The sequence below is a fragment of the Paenibacillus sp. Z6-24 genome, from assembly GCF_054161335.1.
The window spans coordinates 739,408-755,000 of record NZ_CP096398.1; the positions used below are offsets into that span (position 1 = coordinate 739,408).

The window sequence follows — 15,593 nt, forward strand, 5'->3', positions numbered from 1 at the left end:
TATGGAGGATTAACTTTGTCTATAGAAGAAACAAATCGAAAAAGTCTGTCTCAATTTTTGGCTGGTCTATTAAAAGTAAAAACTAAGGTACAACTCGTTCCGATTTCGGACTTAAAGAAGCTCAATGATACAAGGTGGGAAATTACTGGAAATGATCCTGCTTTTATAATTAAGGGGACAGTATATAAAGGTTGGAACAATATTGAATGGGAATCCAAAGCTGACAATTACATTCCTTTAAAATTATATTGGGATGATGGTAATGGATTTCAGGAAGAAAACAGCTGCTCAATGTCAACTATATCAATTGAAGGTAGTAAACAATACGTTACTATTTTTATTCCTCCTTATGCTCAAAATTTACGTTTGGATCCTGGGGAAGAAGTAACAGAATTTGAAATTAGTGATCTGGAATTCAAAAAAGTAAATAAAATGCATATTCTACTCAAATCCGTTAAAAATGTTATGAAACAAAAAGGGAGTTCCTGGTCTACGTTTGTTTTTCTTATGAAGAAAGCCGTGAGAATATACAGAGACAAGGGCTTGCGAGAAGTGTGGGAAAAAACAAAAAATGCATCAGGTGTGTTTAATCAGCACAGTATACATGCGATTGATGAGGATAGATACAAATTATGGACCGCTTCACCACTTTATTCTCGTGATGTTTTGGAAAGCAGACTTGATAGTTTGAGTTATCGGCCTTTAATTTCAATCATTGTTCCGGTATACAATGTTGATGAAGTTTGGTTGCGAAAATGTATAGATTCTGTTATTGCGCAGGTGTATCCAAATTGGGAATTATGTATAGTTGATGATTGTTCATCCAAAGAGCATATTCAACGTGTACTTAAAGAGTATGCTGAGAAAGATGAACGAATAAAACCTATTTTCCGTAAAGAAAATGGACATATTTCCAGAGCATCCAATTCAGGAGTTGAAGCAAGTACTGGCGAGTTTATTGCTTTGTTGGATCATGATGACGAGTTGGCAGAAATTGCTTTGCTGGAAAATGTACGCTTGCTTAACCATTCGCCAGAAGCAGATGTCATCTATAGTGATGAAGATAAAATTTCTTTAGAAGGCGAACGCTTTTCTCCATTTTTCAAACCGGACTGGTCGCCAGATACACTTCTTTCACAAATGTATACTTCGCATTTAACTTTGTATCGAAAATCTTTGATAGAAGAAGTAGGAGGATTCCGAATAGGATTTGAAGGTAGTCAAGACTATGATTTAATGTTACGTGTATCCGAAAAGACAAAGTATATCTATCATATTCCTAAAATCCTATATCACTGGAGAGCGATACCTGAATCAACAGCTTCAAGTAATTCATCCAAAAATTACACACAAGAATCCGGACGGAGAGCTGTAGAGGATGCGTTAGTACGGCGAAAGCTAAATGGATGGGTAGAGGATGTAGAGGATGCTTTCAATCTGTATCGTGTTCATTATCAAGCTAAAACAGAACCGCTTATCTCTATTATTATTCCAAGTAAAAATATGACAGAGACGCTATCCACATGTTTGACATCGATTTATGAAAAAACGACTTATACAAATTATGAAGTGATTATTGTAGATAATGGTAGTACCGATCCTACAACCAAGCAATTGTATGATAAATGGCTGGAAAAGGAACCGAATCGCTTTAATGTAGTTGAATATGATATCCCGTTTAACTACTCCAAACTGAATAATTATGGTTGCAGTAAGGCAAAGGGAGAACTTTTTCTTTTCTTGAATAATGATGTTGAGATTGTTACTCCTGATTGGCTCGGAGAAATGGCTAGTCAGGCAATACGTCCTGAAATAGGAGCTGTAGGTGCTAAGTTACTTTATCCTGATGAAACAATGCAACATGCAGGTGTTGTATTGAGTTTAGGAGGCGTAGCAGGGCATAGTCACAAACATTATATGGCAACTGATCCTGGTTATTTCAGAAGACTACAAATGGTTTGTAACTATTCAGCGGTTACAGCCGCATGTTTGATGATTCGTCGTGAGATATGCGAAGAAGTGGGCGGTTTTAATGAAGAGCTGCAAGTTGCTTTTAATGATATTGATTTCTGTCTAGAAGTTCGTCGTAAAGGATATTGGAATATTTGGCTTCCACAAGCTGTCCTTATTCACTATGAATCCAAAAGTCGAGGATATGAAGATACTCCTGAAAAGCAAAAAAGATTTACAAATGAAGTTATGTACATGAAAAATAAATGGCCGGAACAATTGAAAGAAGATCCATTTTACAATCCTAATTTAACTAAGGATAGAGAAGACTTTTCTCTAGGCTATCCTTATATTGATTAATGGACAGAAACACACGATAGGTGTGTTGATGGAAGATTTCTTTTAGCAAGCTTTGTTAGATCCTAAATTGTTCATTTCTGACTATATGATAAAAGGCAGAAGTAAAGTTACGAAAAAATTAGTCAGCTTCATGGAATTTTACTGCTTATTAATATACTATTAGGAATGACATTTGAAAATACGATTTTAAATAAGGGCCATAATAAAAATCAGGAGGTTTTTTTATGAAAGGTATTATTCTTGCGGGAGGAACAGGTACACGCCTGTATCCCCTTACTAAAGTAACGAACAAGCATTTGCTGCCTGTTGGTAAATATCCAATGATTTTTTATTCGGTGCAAAAACTGAAGCAGGCTGGCATCAAAGATATTCTTATCGTAACTGGTAAAGACCACATGGGCGATGTAGTAAACCTGCTTGGTAGCGGTCATGATATGGGTGTAACCTTTACATACAAGGTGCAGGACGAAGCAGGCGGAATTGCTCAAGCGCTTGATTTGGCAGAACATTTTGTTGGGGATGATCAAATGGCAGTTATCCTGGGCGACAATGTCTTTGAAGATGATATTACACCATTCGTAGAGAATTTCCGTACGCAACAAAAAGGTGCCAAGCTGCTCTTGCAAAAGGTTCACGATCCGCAGCGTTACGGTGTAGCCGAATTGGACGGAGAACGCATCGTTTCTATCGAAGAAAAACCAAAAATGCCTAAAAGCGAGTATGCTGTAACAGGCATTTACATGTTTGATAGCAATGTCTTCAATATTGTAAAAACGTTAAAACCTTCTGCACGCGGTGAATTGGAAATTACCGATGTGAATAACGCCTATATCCAACGTGGTGAGCTTTCCTTTGATATTCTTGAAGGTTGGTGGACCGATGCAGGTACTCATGCATCTCTGGCTAAAGCGAATGAACTGGCAAAAGATATTACATTCGGTGAAGAATTCGGCAAGTTGAAGCTATAGGAGGCCATTATGAAAGCTATTGATCTACAACTTCAAGGAGCAAAGCTGCTGGATCCTGTTGTTCATGGGGATCATAGAGGCTTCTTTATGGAGAGTTACAATGAAACGATAATGCATGATCTGGGTATCAATTACAAGTTTATCCAGGATAATCAATCTCTTTCTGCAGAACCAGGAGTCTTGCGAGGATTACATTATCAGTTAAATCCGAAAGCTCAAACCAAATTGGTACGTGTTATTTCAGGGGCTATTTACGACGTTATTGTCGATATCCGGAAAGATTCTCCAACATTCGGACAATGGCAGGGATTTATTCTGAGTGAATACAATAAACGTCAGCTGCTGGTGCCTCAAGGGTTTGCTCATGGATTCTGTACAATCGTCCCAAATACACAAGTTCTGTATAAAGTGGATGAATATTATTCACCGGAACATGACCGTGGTATTCTCTGGAATGATCCGGCGCTCGGAATTGATTGGCCTATAGATAAGCCAACACTTTCTGATAAAGATACACGTCATCCGTTACTAAAAGATGCAGACATTAATTTTTAAGACATCATATTTCTAATATATTAAAATATCAATTTGGAAAGAATAAGATTCAGCACCTTTGCTGAATCTTATTCACTGATTACAGGAGGCTATTTTATGAAACTACTTGTTACCGGCGGCGCCGGATTCATTGGCAGCAACTTTGTACTGTACATGCTGCGTGAACATCCCGAATACCAAATTATCAATGTTGATTCGCTAACCTATGCGGGCAACCTGGAAAACCTAAAAGCAATCGAAGGCAATCCCAACCACACATTTGTTAAAGCTGATATCGGCGATACAGCCAAAATGAATGAGCTGGTATCTCAAGGAGTAGATATCATCGTCAATTTTGCGGCAGAGTCTCACGTAGACCGCAGTATTCTGGAACCGGATGTATTTGTAAAAACAAACGTACTGGGCACTCAGGTGCTCTTGGATGTAGCGAAAAAGCACAATATTACTAAATTTGTTCAAGTATCCACAGATGAAGTATACGGTACACTCGGTGAAACTGGCCTGTTTACTGAAGAGACTCCACTAACTCCAAACAGCCCTTATTCTGCAAGTAAAGCAGGCGGCGATCTATTGGTACGTGCCTATAATGAAACATTTGGTCTGCCTGTAAACATTACTCGCTGCTCCAACAACTATGGTCCGTTCCAATTCCCAGAGAAATTGATCCCGTTGATCATTTCACGTGCATTGGCTGATGAAGCATTGCCTGTATATGGAGACGGGTTGAATATTCGTGACTGGTTATATGTAGAAGACCACTGCAGTGCAATTGACCTGGTCATCCATAATGGACGCGATGGTGAAGTATACAATATCGGCGGTAACAATGAGCGTACGAATATTCATATTGTTAAAACAATCCTGGAGCAGCTGGGCAAACCGGAATCGCTCATTAAGTATGTAGAAGATCGTCCTGGACATGACCGTCGCTATGGTATCGATCCAACAAAAACAATGACTGAGCTTGGCTGGAAGCCAAAACACAATTTTGAATCGGGTATCAAAGCTACTATCCAGTGGTACCTGGATAATAAAGAGTGGTGGGCTCGTATTGCATCAGGTGAATACCAGGCATACTACCAAAAGCAGTATGGTAGCCGTTTGGGTGAGAAATAATGAAAGTACTGGTTACCGGAGCTTCTGGTCAACTTGGTGTTGATACAGTAGCTGTACTGAAACGCAAAGGACATACTGTATTAGGCTGTGATCGCAGCCAGCTGGACATTATCGATCTGGAGCAGTGTCAGCAGGTCATTGGTCAGTTTCATCCGGATGTGGTTGTCCACTGTGCTGCCTATACAGCGGTAGATGCAGCCGAGACAGATGTGGATGGTGCTTATCTGGTAAATGCGACAGGCAGCCGTAATATTGCAGTTGCCGCCGAAGCGGTACAGGCCAAGGTAGTTTATATCAGCACGGATTATGTATTTAATGGACAGGGAAATACTCCTTACCATGAATATGATAATACTGATCCACAGGGTATTTACGGCAAGTCCAAGCGTGCAGGTGAAGTGTTGACTCAATCCCTATGCAGCCGTTACTTTATCGTGCGTACATCATGGGTATATGGTATGCATGGCAATAACTTTGTCAAAACGATGCTGAAGCTGGGACAGGAAAAACCCCAATTAAAAGTAGTTCATGACCAGAAAGGTTCGCCAACGTATACCGTTGATTTAGCGAATTTCATATCTGAACTCATGCTGACAGAAAAATATGGTATTTACCATGCATCCAACAGTGATTCTTGTACATGGTACGAGTTTACAGGTGAGATCTTTGCACAGGCTAAGGAAATTCTTGGTGCATCCATTACAGCCAAGATTGAGCCCTGTACAACTGCTGACTTTCCAAGACCTGCTCCACGTCCAGCCAATTCAGTAATGGAGCATTTATCGATTCGTACAAACGGCTTTGAAGATATCCGTTCCTGGCAGGATGGATTGAAAGCATTTTTGGAAGAATATAAAAATGGTATAAAGTGAAAAATTTACAGCGCAGATGATAAATAAAATAGATTAAACCAGAAGTTGAATGATGATCGGTTACAGGATCATCATTCAACTTTTTGGTTAGGATTGATATCAGACACTCTAGTTGTTGTGTATAATGCATATCAGGCGAAGTTTAGATCACTATGCAATAGCAAGGATGCTTATTAGACCAAGCCATGTACATATATTTTTCGAAAAATGAGGTATGGTTATGAACCAGAATGGGATGCTGCAAGTTCTTATGTCTACGTACAATGGAGCGCAATATATCGAAGCACAACTGGATAGTATACTGTCACAACCGTACAGACCTATTCATATTTTGATTCGTGACGATGGATCAAGTGATAACACCCTTTCTATATTAGCTAAATATGAACAAATGTACCCTACACTTATTAAATTAATACAAGGAGACAACATTGGTGTGATTCCTAGTTTTTGGACTCTGATGCAGCAGGCCAATCAGGAATCTGAATATTTTTGTTTTTGTGATCAGGATGATGTATGGATGCCACACAAAGCACAGCAGGCAGTCCAGCTTTTATCGGATATGGAAAGAGACCCTAAATCGCTGTATAATCAGACACCTGAGTTTTTGGTACAAAATAACTATCTTACCGGTCGTCTACCTTCACTGATCTGTACGGATACTCAGCTTACGGATGGAGAACTTAATCCGACTGCAATCTGGCCAGGAATGCCTCATTTGAAGCCTTCTTTTTATAATGCACTTATTCAGAATATCGCTGTAGGAGCGACGGTATCCTTTAACCGTTCTGCCTTACAGTTGCTTGTAAACACTAAGAAAGAGGTAAATATTGATTGTATACAAATGCATGACTGGTGGGCGTATTTAGTTATCTCATGTTTTGGAAAAATTCACTTTGTGCATAGTCCATCCATTTATTACCGCCAACATGGTGGAAATGCTGTTGGCGGAGAGTGGACCGTTTATCAGAAAGTAAAAAAGAAGTGGAACAGTTTTCTTAAGCACAAAGGAGATAAAAAGCTGCTCGTCAAGCAAGCGAAAGAATTCAAACGAATTTATGGTTCCAGTATATCCGATAAAGAAATGACCAAGCAGCTTAATCAATTTATTACGCCGAGAAATACAATTATGGATCGTATTCATTATTTGCGGCACTGCAAATTATTTAGACAATCGCTAACAGAGCAATTATTATTTCGATTTCTAATTTTGGTTGGTTATATTTAACCTTAATATAATCAAAATGGTAATAAATGTTTTTCCGGTTCCCGAAGCTAACTCCTGTTTCTATATCTATGCTATAATGCGATTAGATTACACTAATGAATGAAAAATTTCAGGAAGATAAGCCGATAAACATATTTCGTGATTTTTAGAAGTCTTCAATATAGAGCAGGAGCGTTATTATGGACGTTAGCATTTTAATTCTTAACTACAATACATGCCAGCTGACCATGGACTGTATTCAATCCGTATACAATTCACAGACACAGTATTCCTACGAGATTATTGTCGTCGATAATCATTCCAGTGATGATTCAACCACCCGTATTCCGGCAGCGTATCCGGATGCTGTATTTATTGCCAACTCCAATAATGGTGGCTTTGCCAAAGGCAATAATATCGGGATGAAGGTCGCCCGGGGACGATATACTTTGCTGCTTAATTCCGACACCATCGTTCAGCCGGACACCCTGGAGACGATGGTGTCTTTCATGGATGCCCATCCTCGTGCAGGCGCAGCAGGCTGCAAAATTATCCTGCCGGACGGTTCCTTGGATAAAGCGTGCAAGCGAGGATTCCCGACACCTTCGGCATCGTTCTATTATGCTTTTGGATTTTCGAAACTGTTTCCAAACCATCCACGGTTCAACGGCTACCAGCTGGGCTATCTGAGCCCGGATGAATCGTATCAGGTGGATTCCCTGGTTGGTGCGTTTATGCTGGTGCGCCGCGAGGTGATCGAGCAGGTTGGTGGATTGGATGAAGAGTTCTTTATGTATGGGGAAGATATCGACTGGTGCTACCGGATCAAGGAAGCGGACTGGGAGATTCACTACTGTGCCGATACATTCATCGTGCATCACAAAGGTGCCAGCAGCCGGCGCAAGCCTTTCAAAATCATCTACGAGTTTCACCGGGCGATGTGGTTGTTCCACCGCAAGCATTACCGTCAAAAGTATTCGTTCATTACCAATGGTATTGTCTTCACGGGTATCGGTGTCAAACTGGCCATGTCTCTACTCAAAAATAAACTGCTTCGCGCCCACCCGGCGCCGGTATCCGATTCGGAAAGGAGAGTCCATACGTGATCCGCAAAAATCAGCATTTTTTGACCAGACTGTATATTCTGGCGGATTTCTCTGTGATTCAAATTTCCTTTCTAATTGCCTGGTTTATCAAATTCCAGAGTGATATTCTTCCTTACGATAGTCCAACAGCAGGCTATGGTGCACTGCCGGTTGAGACATATGGCAAATGGAGCTTGATTTACGGCGTGATTGCCATCCTGATTGGAACGCTCAGCAGTCTGTATTCGCCCAAGCGTAAAAAGCGCTTTGCGGATGAGCTGCTCAAAATTATACAGACCCATGCGGTCAGCATCTTTATCCTGCTTGGTGCATTGTTCTTCTTCAAAGAAATCAATATCTCGCGTTACTATCTGCTGCTGTATGTAGTGATGAATCTGCTGCTCATTATGGGCTACCGTTACATTATCAAGCTTGGACTGAAACGTGCCCGTCAGAAGGGCTTTAACAAGCAGTTTGTGCTTATTCTCGGAGCAGGTTCGCTCGGCAAGCGCTTCTACGACAATCTGCTGCAGTACCCGGAAATGGGCTACGAGATTGTGGGATTTCTTGATGATTACCGTGAATTCGACGGGATTGAATCGAAGAAGTACAAGCCAGTGCTTGGCAAGATCGACGATCTGGGCCACAAGCTGCATGAGATGATGATTGATGAGGTCATTCTGGCACTGCCGCTGGATGCACATAACAAGTATCCGCTCATTATCGCCGAATGTGAAAAGGCCGGCGTGCGTACGCTGATCATACCGGACTTTTTCGATTATTTGCCGGCACGTCCGTATTTTGATAACTTTGCCGGTATGCCGATGATCAATGTGCGAGATATCCCGCTGGATATTGCAGCCAATCGTATTTTCAAAAGGCTGTTTGATATCGTATTTTCACTGGCTGCCATCATTATCACTTCACCGATTATGCTGTTCGTAGCGATCGGGGTGAAGCTGACTTCCTCTGGGCCGATCATTTTCAAGCAGGAGCGTGTCGGACTGAACCGTCGTACATTTATGATGTTTAAGTTCCGCTCCATGCGGGTGATCCCGGAAGGACAGATCGATACCGGCTGGACGACAGCCAATGATCCGCGCAAGACCAAGTTTGGTTCCTTTATCCGGCGTACGAGCCTGGATGAGCTGCCCCAGTTCTTCAATGTACTGATCGGCGATATGAGTGTAGTCGGCCCGCGGCCGGAGCGTCCTTACTTCGTGGAGCAGTTCCGCGAGGAAATTCCCAAATACATGGTCAAGCACCATGTCCGTCCCGGCATTACCGGCTGGGCGCAGAGCAATGGACTGCGCGGGGATACATCGATTGAAGAGCGGATCAACCACGACATTTTCTATATCGAGAACTGGTCGCTGTTATTCGATATCAAGATTATTTTCAAAACGATCCGTAATGGATTCATGAACAAAAATGCGTATTAAGATCAGCTGCAGGCACCACGCCTGAATGGCGCTGCCTGTACCGAAATGCCCCGTTTGAACAGACGGGGCATTTTTATTTGCAAATTAAGGTGCAAACCCGCTGCCAAATATCGTATAATATCATTTTGTTCCCATGAAATACGAACAAAAAATTGACACTGTACAACCACTGTCATAGACTTATTCTGAAGGTTGCAGAAAGACGGAGGAATGAAGGTTGAGAGATGAAATCAAAGCGTGGCAGCACGTATTCAAATTGGACCCTGACCGTCTGATCTCGGACGAAGATCTGGATCGTATTTGCCTGTCCGGTACCGATGCGATCATGATTGGTGGTTCATCCGGTGTGACCTATGATAATACGGTGGATCTGATGTCCCGTGTCCGCAGGTATGAACTTCCCTGCGTACTGGAAGTATCCGATCTGGAAGCCGTTGTACCCGGATTCGATCTGTATATGATCCCAATGGTGCTGAATACCGATCATGGGAAATGGCTGCTCGGGCAGCATGTGCAGGCGATTGAGCAGTACAGCCATCTGATTCCATGGGAACTGCTTATGCCGGAAGGCTACATTGTGCTGAATCCCGATTCCACTGTAGCCCAACTGACCGATGCGCTGACTTCGATCGATGGAGACCGGGCTGCAGCTTATGCGCAGGCGGCTGACCGGCTGCTGAAGCTGCCGATCATTTACATCGAATACAGCGGACGCTTTGGCGATATGGAGCTTGCAGCGGATATCAAGCGTGCTGCCGGCGAGGCCAGAGTATTTTATGGCGGAGGCATTTATGATGCAGACAGCGCCAGAACAGCCCGCCGGGTCTGTGATACAATTATTGTGGGCAATAGCCTGTACAGAGATATCGACAGCGCTCTTACGACGGTAGCCGCAGTGAAGAACTGATCTTTATTTGATCGATGACTATACAAATAGGTACCACCTATTTGATGCACCAGACAGCAGTTTGATCGAATGAATATGCAATGATTCTTTTATCCAGCCAACAAGCAGCATTGACGTTTAGCCATACCTGACTTATCATCCACGTTCACATTTGTATACACCACACGACATGGTTCAACATATACAGGGTTTCGGCAGCAGCCGGATCGCCTGACCGTTTATTTTCCATATCCTAATTTCCACGCAGAAAGGGGCAAGACTTCTACATGACGACTGTAAATATACAGGATGCAATCAACCGCCTGAATCCCAGACAAAAAGAAGCCGCGCTCGCTACAGATGGACCGCTGCTCATTATGGCAGGTGCCGGCAGTGGTAAGACCAGAGTACTGACCCACCGGATTGCCCATATTATCGATTCACGCAAATCCGCGCCATGGGGCATTCTGGCGATTACCTTTACCAACAAGGCTGCCCGCGAGATGCAGGATCGTGTCTCCCAGCTGGTCGGCCGCGAAGGCCGCGAGATCTGGGTATCCACGTTCCACTCCATGTGCGTACGTATTTTGCGCAAAGACATCGAACGGATTGGCTTTACGTCCAATTTCTCCATTCTGGATTCCGGCGATCAGCTGTCCGTGATCCGCTCCTGTATGAAGGATCTCAACATGGACACCAAGAAATTTGAACCCAAAGCCGTTCAGGCGATGATCAGCGCTGCCAAGAACGAACTGGTCACACCTGCCCAGTATGAGTTGAAGATTGGGGATTATTTTGAAGGCCTGGCGTCCAAAGTCTATACCATGTACCAGCGCAAGCTGCGTGCCAATAACTCGCTCGATTTTGACGATCTGATTATGACGACGATTCAACTGTTCAAGGAAGTACCGGAAGTGCTGGAGTTTTATCAGAAGAAATTCCGTTACATCCATGTTGATGAGTATCAGGATACCAACCGGGCGCAGTATATGCTCTGTAAAATGCTGGCGGATGCGCATCATAACATTTGCGTAGTCGGCGACAGCGACCAGTCGATCTACCGCTGGCGTGGAGCGGATATTACCAATATCCTTAACTTTGAGGAAGATTACCCGGAAGCCAAGACGATTCTGCTGGAACAGAATTACCGTTCGACTTCCAATATTCTGAGCGCTGCGAACGAAGTGATTGGCAACAACACCGGCCGCAAGCCGAAGAAACTGTGGACCGACAAAGAAGGCGGCGCCAAGATCAAGGTGTACCGCGCCGATTCCGAGCATGATGAAGGATACTTTGTCACTTCGGAGATTCACAAAAGTGTAAAAACAGGCAGACCGTATCAGGATCATGCCATTTTGTACCGGACGAATGCCCAGTCCCGGGTTATAGAGGAAATTCTGATCAAGTCGGATATTCCGTACCAAATCGTCGGCGGCATCAAGTTCTATGATCGCAAAGAGATCAAAGATCTGCTCGCTTATCTGCGTCTGTTATCCAATCCGGATGATGATATCAGCCTGACGCGTATTATTAACGTGCCCAAGCGCGGTATCGGTGATACGAGTGTGGCCAAGCTGGCTGCGGCTGCGACAGAGCGCGGCATCTCTATTTTCAAAGTACTGGAGATCGTCGATGACCTGGGCTTTGCCGGTCGTACACGCAATGCGCTGGTGGAGTTCTACGATATGATCGCTGCCCTGCACCAGATGGTGGATTATTTGTCGGTAACCGAACTGACCGAGAAGATTCTGGAAATGTCGGAATACCGTGTGGAGCTGCAGCGTGAGAATACTTTGGAGTCCAAGGCGCGCGTTGAGAATATCGAGGAGTTCCTGTCGGTAACGATGGAATTTGAAAAGAATAACGAAGACAAATCATTGATCGCCTTCCTGACCGATCTGGCTCTGATTGCGGATATCGATACCGTAGGAGACAAGCCGGAGGAGCAGGAGGACGCGGTCGTACTGATGACCATGCACAGTGCCAAAGGTCTGGAGTTCCCGACCGTCTTCATTATCGGTATGGAGGAAGGGGTCTTCCCGCACAGCCGTGCCTTTATGGATAATGACGAGTTGGAAGAGGAGCGCCGCCTCGCTTATGTAGGCATTACCCGGGCGGAGAAGCAGCTGTTCCTCTCCTGCGCCCAGATGCGTACGCTGTTTGGACGCACTACGGCGAACCCGCCATCGCGCTTCCTGGAAGAGATTCCGGAAGAGTACAAGGAAGATACCAAAGTCGCGCCAAACAATTACCGTCGTGGGGGGACCAGCAGCTATGGAGGCGGAAGCCGTGGATTCGGCGGATCAACCAGCAGCTTTGGCGGCAAACGGGATAACTCGACTGCATTTGGCAGCGGATCTTCCGCACGGGCGGTGCCACGCCAGACGCCGACTTCTTCCGGTGTAACGGTAACGACTGGCAATGGCTCGGCACCGAAGCCGGCAGCCAGCGGCAGCGGTGAAGGATTCCAGGCAGGAGACAAGGTGTCCCATGGCAAATGGGGAATCGGTACGATCGTCGCTGTCAAAGGAACCGGCAATGATATGGAACTGCAGATCGCTTTCCCGGCTCCGACCGGTCTGAAGCGTCTCTTGGCAGGCTTTGCTCCGATTACCAAAGTGGAATAAAGCGAGGTTCAACAGCCTGTAGTGGCAATGACTTTTGACGATTTGACATATAACTGGACAATGTAGTTCTCCCTTTTAATAGAACCGGATACCTGGTGATTCGGTTCTATTTTTTCGAATACGGGGATATATGTGCATGACTGAAATAAAACAACCGAGTCCCTGTCGTCTGTATGCAGGACGATAGGCGACTTACATATTAGATACGGGAGAGATGCCATCCATGGACCCGATGAACGAAATGGAAAAGCTCGTCGCCGAGCTGAATAATTACAGTTATCATTATTACACCCTTGATGAACCGCTGGTGGATGACAAGGAATACGATGCATTATATGACCGTCTGCTGCAGCTGGAACAGGAAAGCGGCGTTGTGCTGCCGGATTCCCCTACACAGCGTGTAGGCGGTGAACTGCTCAAAGGATTCCTGCCGCATCGTCATCTGGCTCCGCTATGGAGTCTGGACAAAGCGCAAAATCTGGAGAAGTTGTCCACCTGGCATACTCGTGCCCGCAAGCTGATCAATGATTACAATACCAAGAACCCAGATACCCCGCTGCCCGAGCCAATCTATGCGGTAGAGCTCAAGTTCGACGGCCTGACCCTGAATCTGACTTATGAAAATGGGCGGCTCGTACAGGCAGCGACCCGTGGTAACGGTGTAGTCGGCGAAGGCATACTAGAGCAGATCAAAACAATCCGCTCGATTCCGCTGTCCATTCCTTTCAAGGAAGGCAAGCTGGAAGTTCAGGGAGAGGGCATTATGAATCTGTCCGTGCTGGCGGCCTATAACGAGACCGCTTCGGACAAGGACAGACTCAAAAATGCACGCAATGCCGCAGCCGGTGCGCTGCGCAATCTGGACCCCAAAGTAACAGCCAAGCGCCGACTTAGCGCTTATTTCTATAATATTGGCTATATGGACGGTATTCGTTTTGCCGACCAGCAGGAGATGATGCAGTTCCTCAAGGATAACCATTTCCGGGTCAATCCGTATGTGTCCTACTTTGAGAACTTTGACGATGTCATTGCCCAGCTGGAAGAGATTCAGACACGCCGCAGTCAGCTGGATTATCTGATCGATGGAGCGGTGGTCAAGATCACCGATATGCGCACCCGTGAAGTGCTCGGCTACACGGACAAATTCCCGCGTTGGGCGATCGCTTATAAATTTGAAGCGGAAGAGACCAGCACCATCCTGGAATCCGTATCATGGAATGTGGGCCGCACCGGCAAAATCACGCCGCTCGCCCGCGTCGAGGCGGTAGAGCTGGCTGGCGTCACCGTCCAGAACTGCACGCTGAACAATATCGGCGATATCGAACGCAAAAATCTGAAGCATGCTCTTGGTACACGCGTCTATATCCGCCGCTCCAATGATGTCATCCCCGAGATTCTCGGTAAAGTATCCGAAGAGAATGACGGCGAAGAGATTGTATATCCGGAGCAATGTCCGGCCTGCGGATTCCCGCTGGAGCAGCGCGGAGCGCATCTGTTCTGCAACAACAAGCTGGGCTGTGAACCGCAGATTGTTGCGCGTATCACCCATTTTGCTTCCAGGGATGCCATGGATATCGAGACATTCAGCGTCAAGACAGCGACGCAGCTGCAAAGCGAGCTGCAGGTTCGCGAGCCTGCCGATCTGTATACATTGCAGTTTGATGATCTGGTTAAGCTAGAGCGCTTTGGGGAACGCAAAGCGAGCAATCTGCTGCAGGCTATCGAGGAGAGCAAGACCCGTGATCTGGCTTCCTTCCTGTATGCGCTGGGTATCCCGAATACCGGCAAGACCACCACACGGATGCTGGCCGAGCATTACCGGGATCTGGACAAGATTATGAATGCAACAGCCGAAGAACTGGTCGAGCTGCCGGATATCGGCATGATTGTAGCGGAGAGTATCGTGGAGTTCTTCGCCGACCCATTGATGCGCGGTAGTATTGAAAAGATGCTTCAGCTTGGCGTACAGCCACAGGTTCCGCAGACACCGACTGTCGTCTTGGCCGATTCCTACTTTACCAATAAAACGGTAGTGCTCACCGGTACACTGCATACGATGACCCGGGAAGATGCTGCTGCACGTCTGGAAGAGCTCGGTGCCAAAGTAACCGGCAGCGTATCCAAGAAAACGGATATCGTCATCGCCGGCGAAAAAGCAGGCAGCAAACTGACCAAAGCCCGCGATCTGGGCATCGAAGTCATTGAAGATGAAGAGCAGCTGCGCCAGCTGTTGGAACTGGAATAGTCGAATAGAGCTGAAAAATAATAGAGATATATCAAGCCGCACATTCATGAACACATCAATAGAGCATAGTCGCTGAATTTCACAGCTACAATTCTTATATTATAAAAAAAGACGAGATCCCTCCATGCTGAGGCGATCTCGTCTTTTTTTGGTAGGTTGATCAACCGGATCAGGACAGATTATCCGGCAGCCAGGCATCCTTGTCATAGCCGCGCTGTTCCCAGTATCCGATATGATCTTCGGCAATAAGCTCAATACGGTTCAGCCATTTCACCGATTT

General features: G+C 45.1%; 12 protein-coding genes (1 of these 12 running past the window's edge). 11 read left to right on the forward strand and 1 reads right to left on the reverse strand.

The window, feature by feature from the left end:
- The first annotated feature begins 15 nt into the window (after positions 1-15).
- The 11 genes from M1D61_RS03170 (at position 16) to ligA (ending at position 15,313) form a co-directional block, all read left to right on the forward strand.
- Positions 16-2,310, forward strand: a complete 2,295-nt coding sequence (locus M1D61_RS03170; protein ID WP_458121167.1) for a glycosyltransferase family 2 protein — start codon at positions 16-18, stop codon at positions 2,308-2,310.
- 224 nt (positions 2,311-2,534) lie between these two features.
- Complete coding sequence (locus M1D61_RS03175; RefSeq protein WP_458121168.1) at positions 2,535-3,278, forward strand: sugar phosphate nucleotidyltransferase; 744 nt, start codon at positions 2,535-2,537, stop codon at positions 3,276-3,278.
- A 9-nt stretch (positions 3,279-3,287) separates the two neighbouring features.
- Positions 3,288-3,833: a dTDP-4-dehydrorhamnose 3,5-epimerase gene (gene rfbC / locus M1D61_RS03180; protein WP_458121169.1), complete on the forward strand. Its 546-nt coding sequence runs from the start codon at positions 3,288-3,290 to the stop codon at positions 3,831-3,833.
- 96 nt (positions 3,834-3,929) lie between these two features.
- On the forward strand, positions 3,930-4,949 hold the full coding sequence (rfbB, locus tag M1D61_RS03185) for a dTDP-glucose 4,6-dehydratase (protein WP_458121170.1): 1,020 nt from the start codon (positions 3,930-3,932) through the stop codon (positions 4,947-4,949).
- Entirely contained in the window at positions 4,949-5,821 is an 873-nt protein-coding gene (gene rfbD / locus M1D61_RS03190) for a dTDP-4-dehydrorhamnose reductase (protein WP_458121171.1), read from the forward strand. Before rfbB ends, rfbD begins: the two co-directional genes overlap by 1 nt.
- 220 nt (positions 5,822-6,041) lie before the next feature.
- The gene (locus M1D61_RS03195; RefSeq protein ID WP_458121172.1) at positions 6,042-7,049 is read left to right on the forward strand and encodes a glycosyltransferase family 2 protein; all 1,008 of its coding nucleotides are present in this window, start codon (positions 6,042-6,044) and stop codon (positions 7,047-7,049) included.
- A 179-nt stretch (positions 7,050-7,228) separates the two neighbouring features.
- Positions 7,229-8,134 (forward strand): glycosyltransferase family 2 protein, encoded by a 906-nt coding sequence (locus M1D61_RS03200; RefSeq protein ID WP_458121173.1) that lies wholly within the window; start codon positions 7,229-7,231, stop codon positions 8,132-8,134.
- Positions 8,131-9,555 carry an undecaprenyl-phosphate glucose phosphotransferase gene (locus M1D61_RS03205; protein WP_458121174.1) on the forward strand — a complete coding sequence of 475 codons (1,425 nt, stop codon included), beginning with the start codon at positions 8,131-8,133 and terminating at the stop codon, positions 9,553-9,555. Before M1D61_RS03200 ends, M1D61_RS03205 begins: the two co-directional genes overlap by 4 nt.
- A gap of 217 nt (positions 9,556-9,772) precedes the next feature.
- Positions 9,773-10,462 (forward strand): heptaprenylglyceryl phosphate synthase, encoded by a 690-nt coding sequence (gene pcrB, locus M1D61_RS03210; RefSeq protein WP_458121175.1) that lies wholly within the window; start codon positions 9,773-9,775, stop codon positions 10,460-10,462.
- Between the two features lie 266 nt (positions 10,463-10,728).
- Positions 10,729-13,068: a DNA helicase PcrA gene (gene pcrA / locus M1D61_RS03215; protein WP_458121176.1), complete on the forward strand. Its 2,340-nt coding sequence runs from the start codon at positions 10,729-10,731 to the stop codon at positions 13,066-13,068.
- 223 nt (positions 13,069-13,291) lie between these two features.
- The gene (ligA, locus tag M1D61_RS03220; protein ID WP_458121177.1) at positions 13,292-15,313 is read left to right on the forward strand and encodes an NAD-dependent DNA ligase LigA; all 2,022 of its coding nucleotides are present in this window, start codon (positions 13,292-13,294) and stop codon (positions 15,311-15,313) included.
- A gap of 169 nt (positions 15,314-15,482) precedes the next feature.
- On the opposite strand, the gene M1D61_RS03225 is transcribed toward ligA, so the two are convergent.
- Positions 15,483-15,593, reverse strand: the 3' end of a protein-coding gene (locus M1D61_RS03225) for a molybdopterin-dependent oxidoreductase (protein WP_458121178.1). 1,188 nt of this gene lie beyond the right edge of the window; the window shows 111 of its 1,299 coding nt (coding positions 1,189-1,299); the start codon falls outside the window, past its right edge; the stop codon is at positions 15,483-15,485.

Excerpts from the sequence above, each read along its gene's own strand:
- M1D61_RS03175 (WP_458121168.1), top strand. The coding sequence starts at position 2,535 with ATGAAAGGTATTATTCTTGCGGGAGGAACAGGTACACGCCTGTATCCC.
- rfbC (WP_458121169.1), top strand. The coding sequence starts at position 3,288 with ATGAAAGCTATTGATCTACAACTTCAAGGAGCAAAGCTGCTGGATCCT.
- rfbB (WP_458121170.1), top strand. The coding sequence starts at position 3,930 with ATGAAACTACTTGTTACCGGCGGCGCCGGATTCATTGGCAGCAACTTT.
- rfbD (WP_458121171.1), top strand. The coding sequence starts at position 4,949 with ATGAAAGTACTGGTTACCGGAGCTTCTGGTCAACTTGGTGTTGATACA.
- M1D61_RS03195 (WP_458121172.1), top strand. The coding sequence starts at position 6,042 with ATGAACCAGAATGGGATGCTGCAAGTTCTTATGTCTACGTACAATGGA.
- M1D61_RS03200 (WP_458121173.1), top strand. The coding sequence starts at position 7,229 with ATGGACGTTAGCATTTTAATTCTTAACTACAATACATGCCAGCTGACC.
- pcrA (WP_458121176.1), top strand. The coding sequence starts at position 10,729 with ATGACGACTGTAAATATACAGGATGCAATCAACCGCCTGAATCCCAGA.
- ligA (WP_458121177.1), top strand. The coding sequence starts at position 13,292 with ATGGACCCGATGAACGAAATGGAAAAGCTCGTCGCCGAGCTGAATAAT.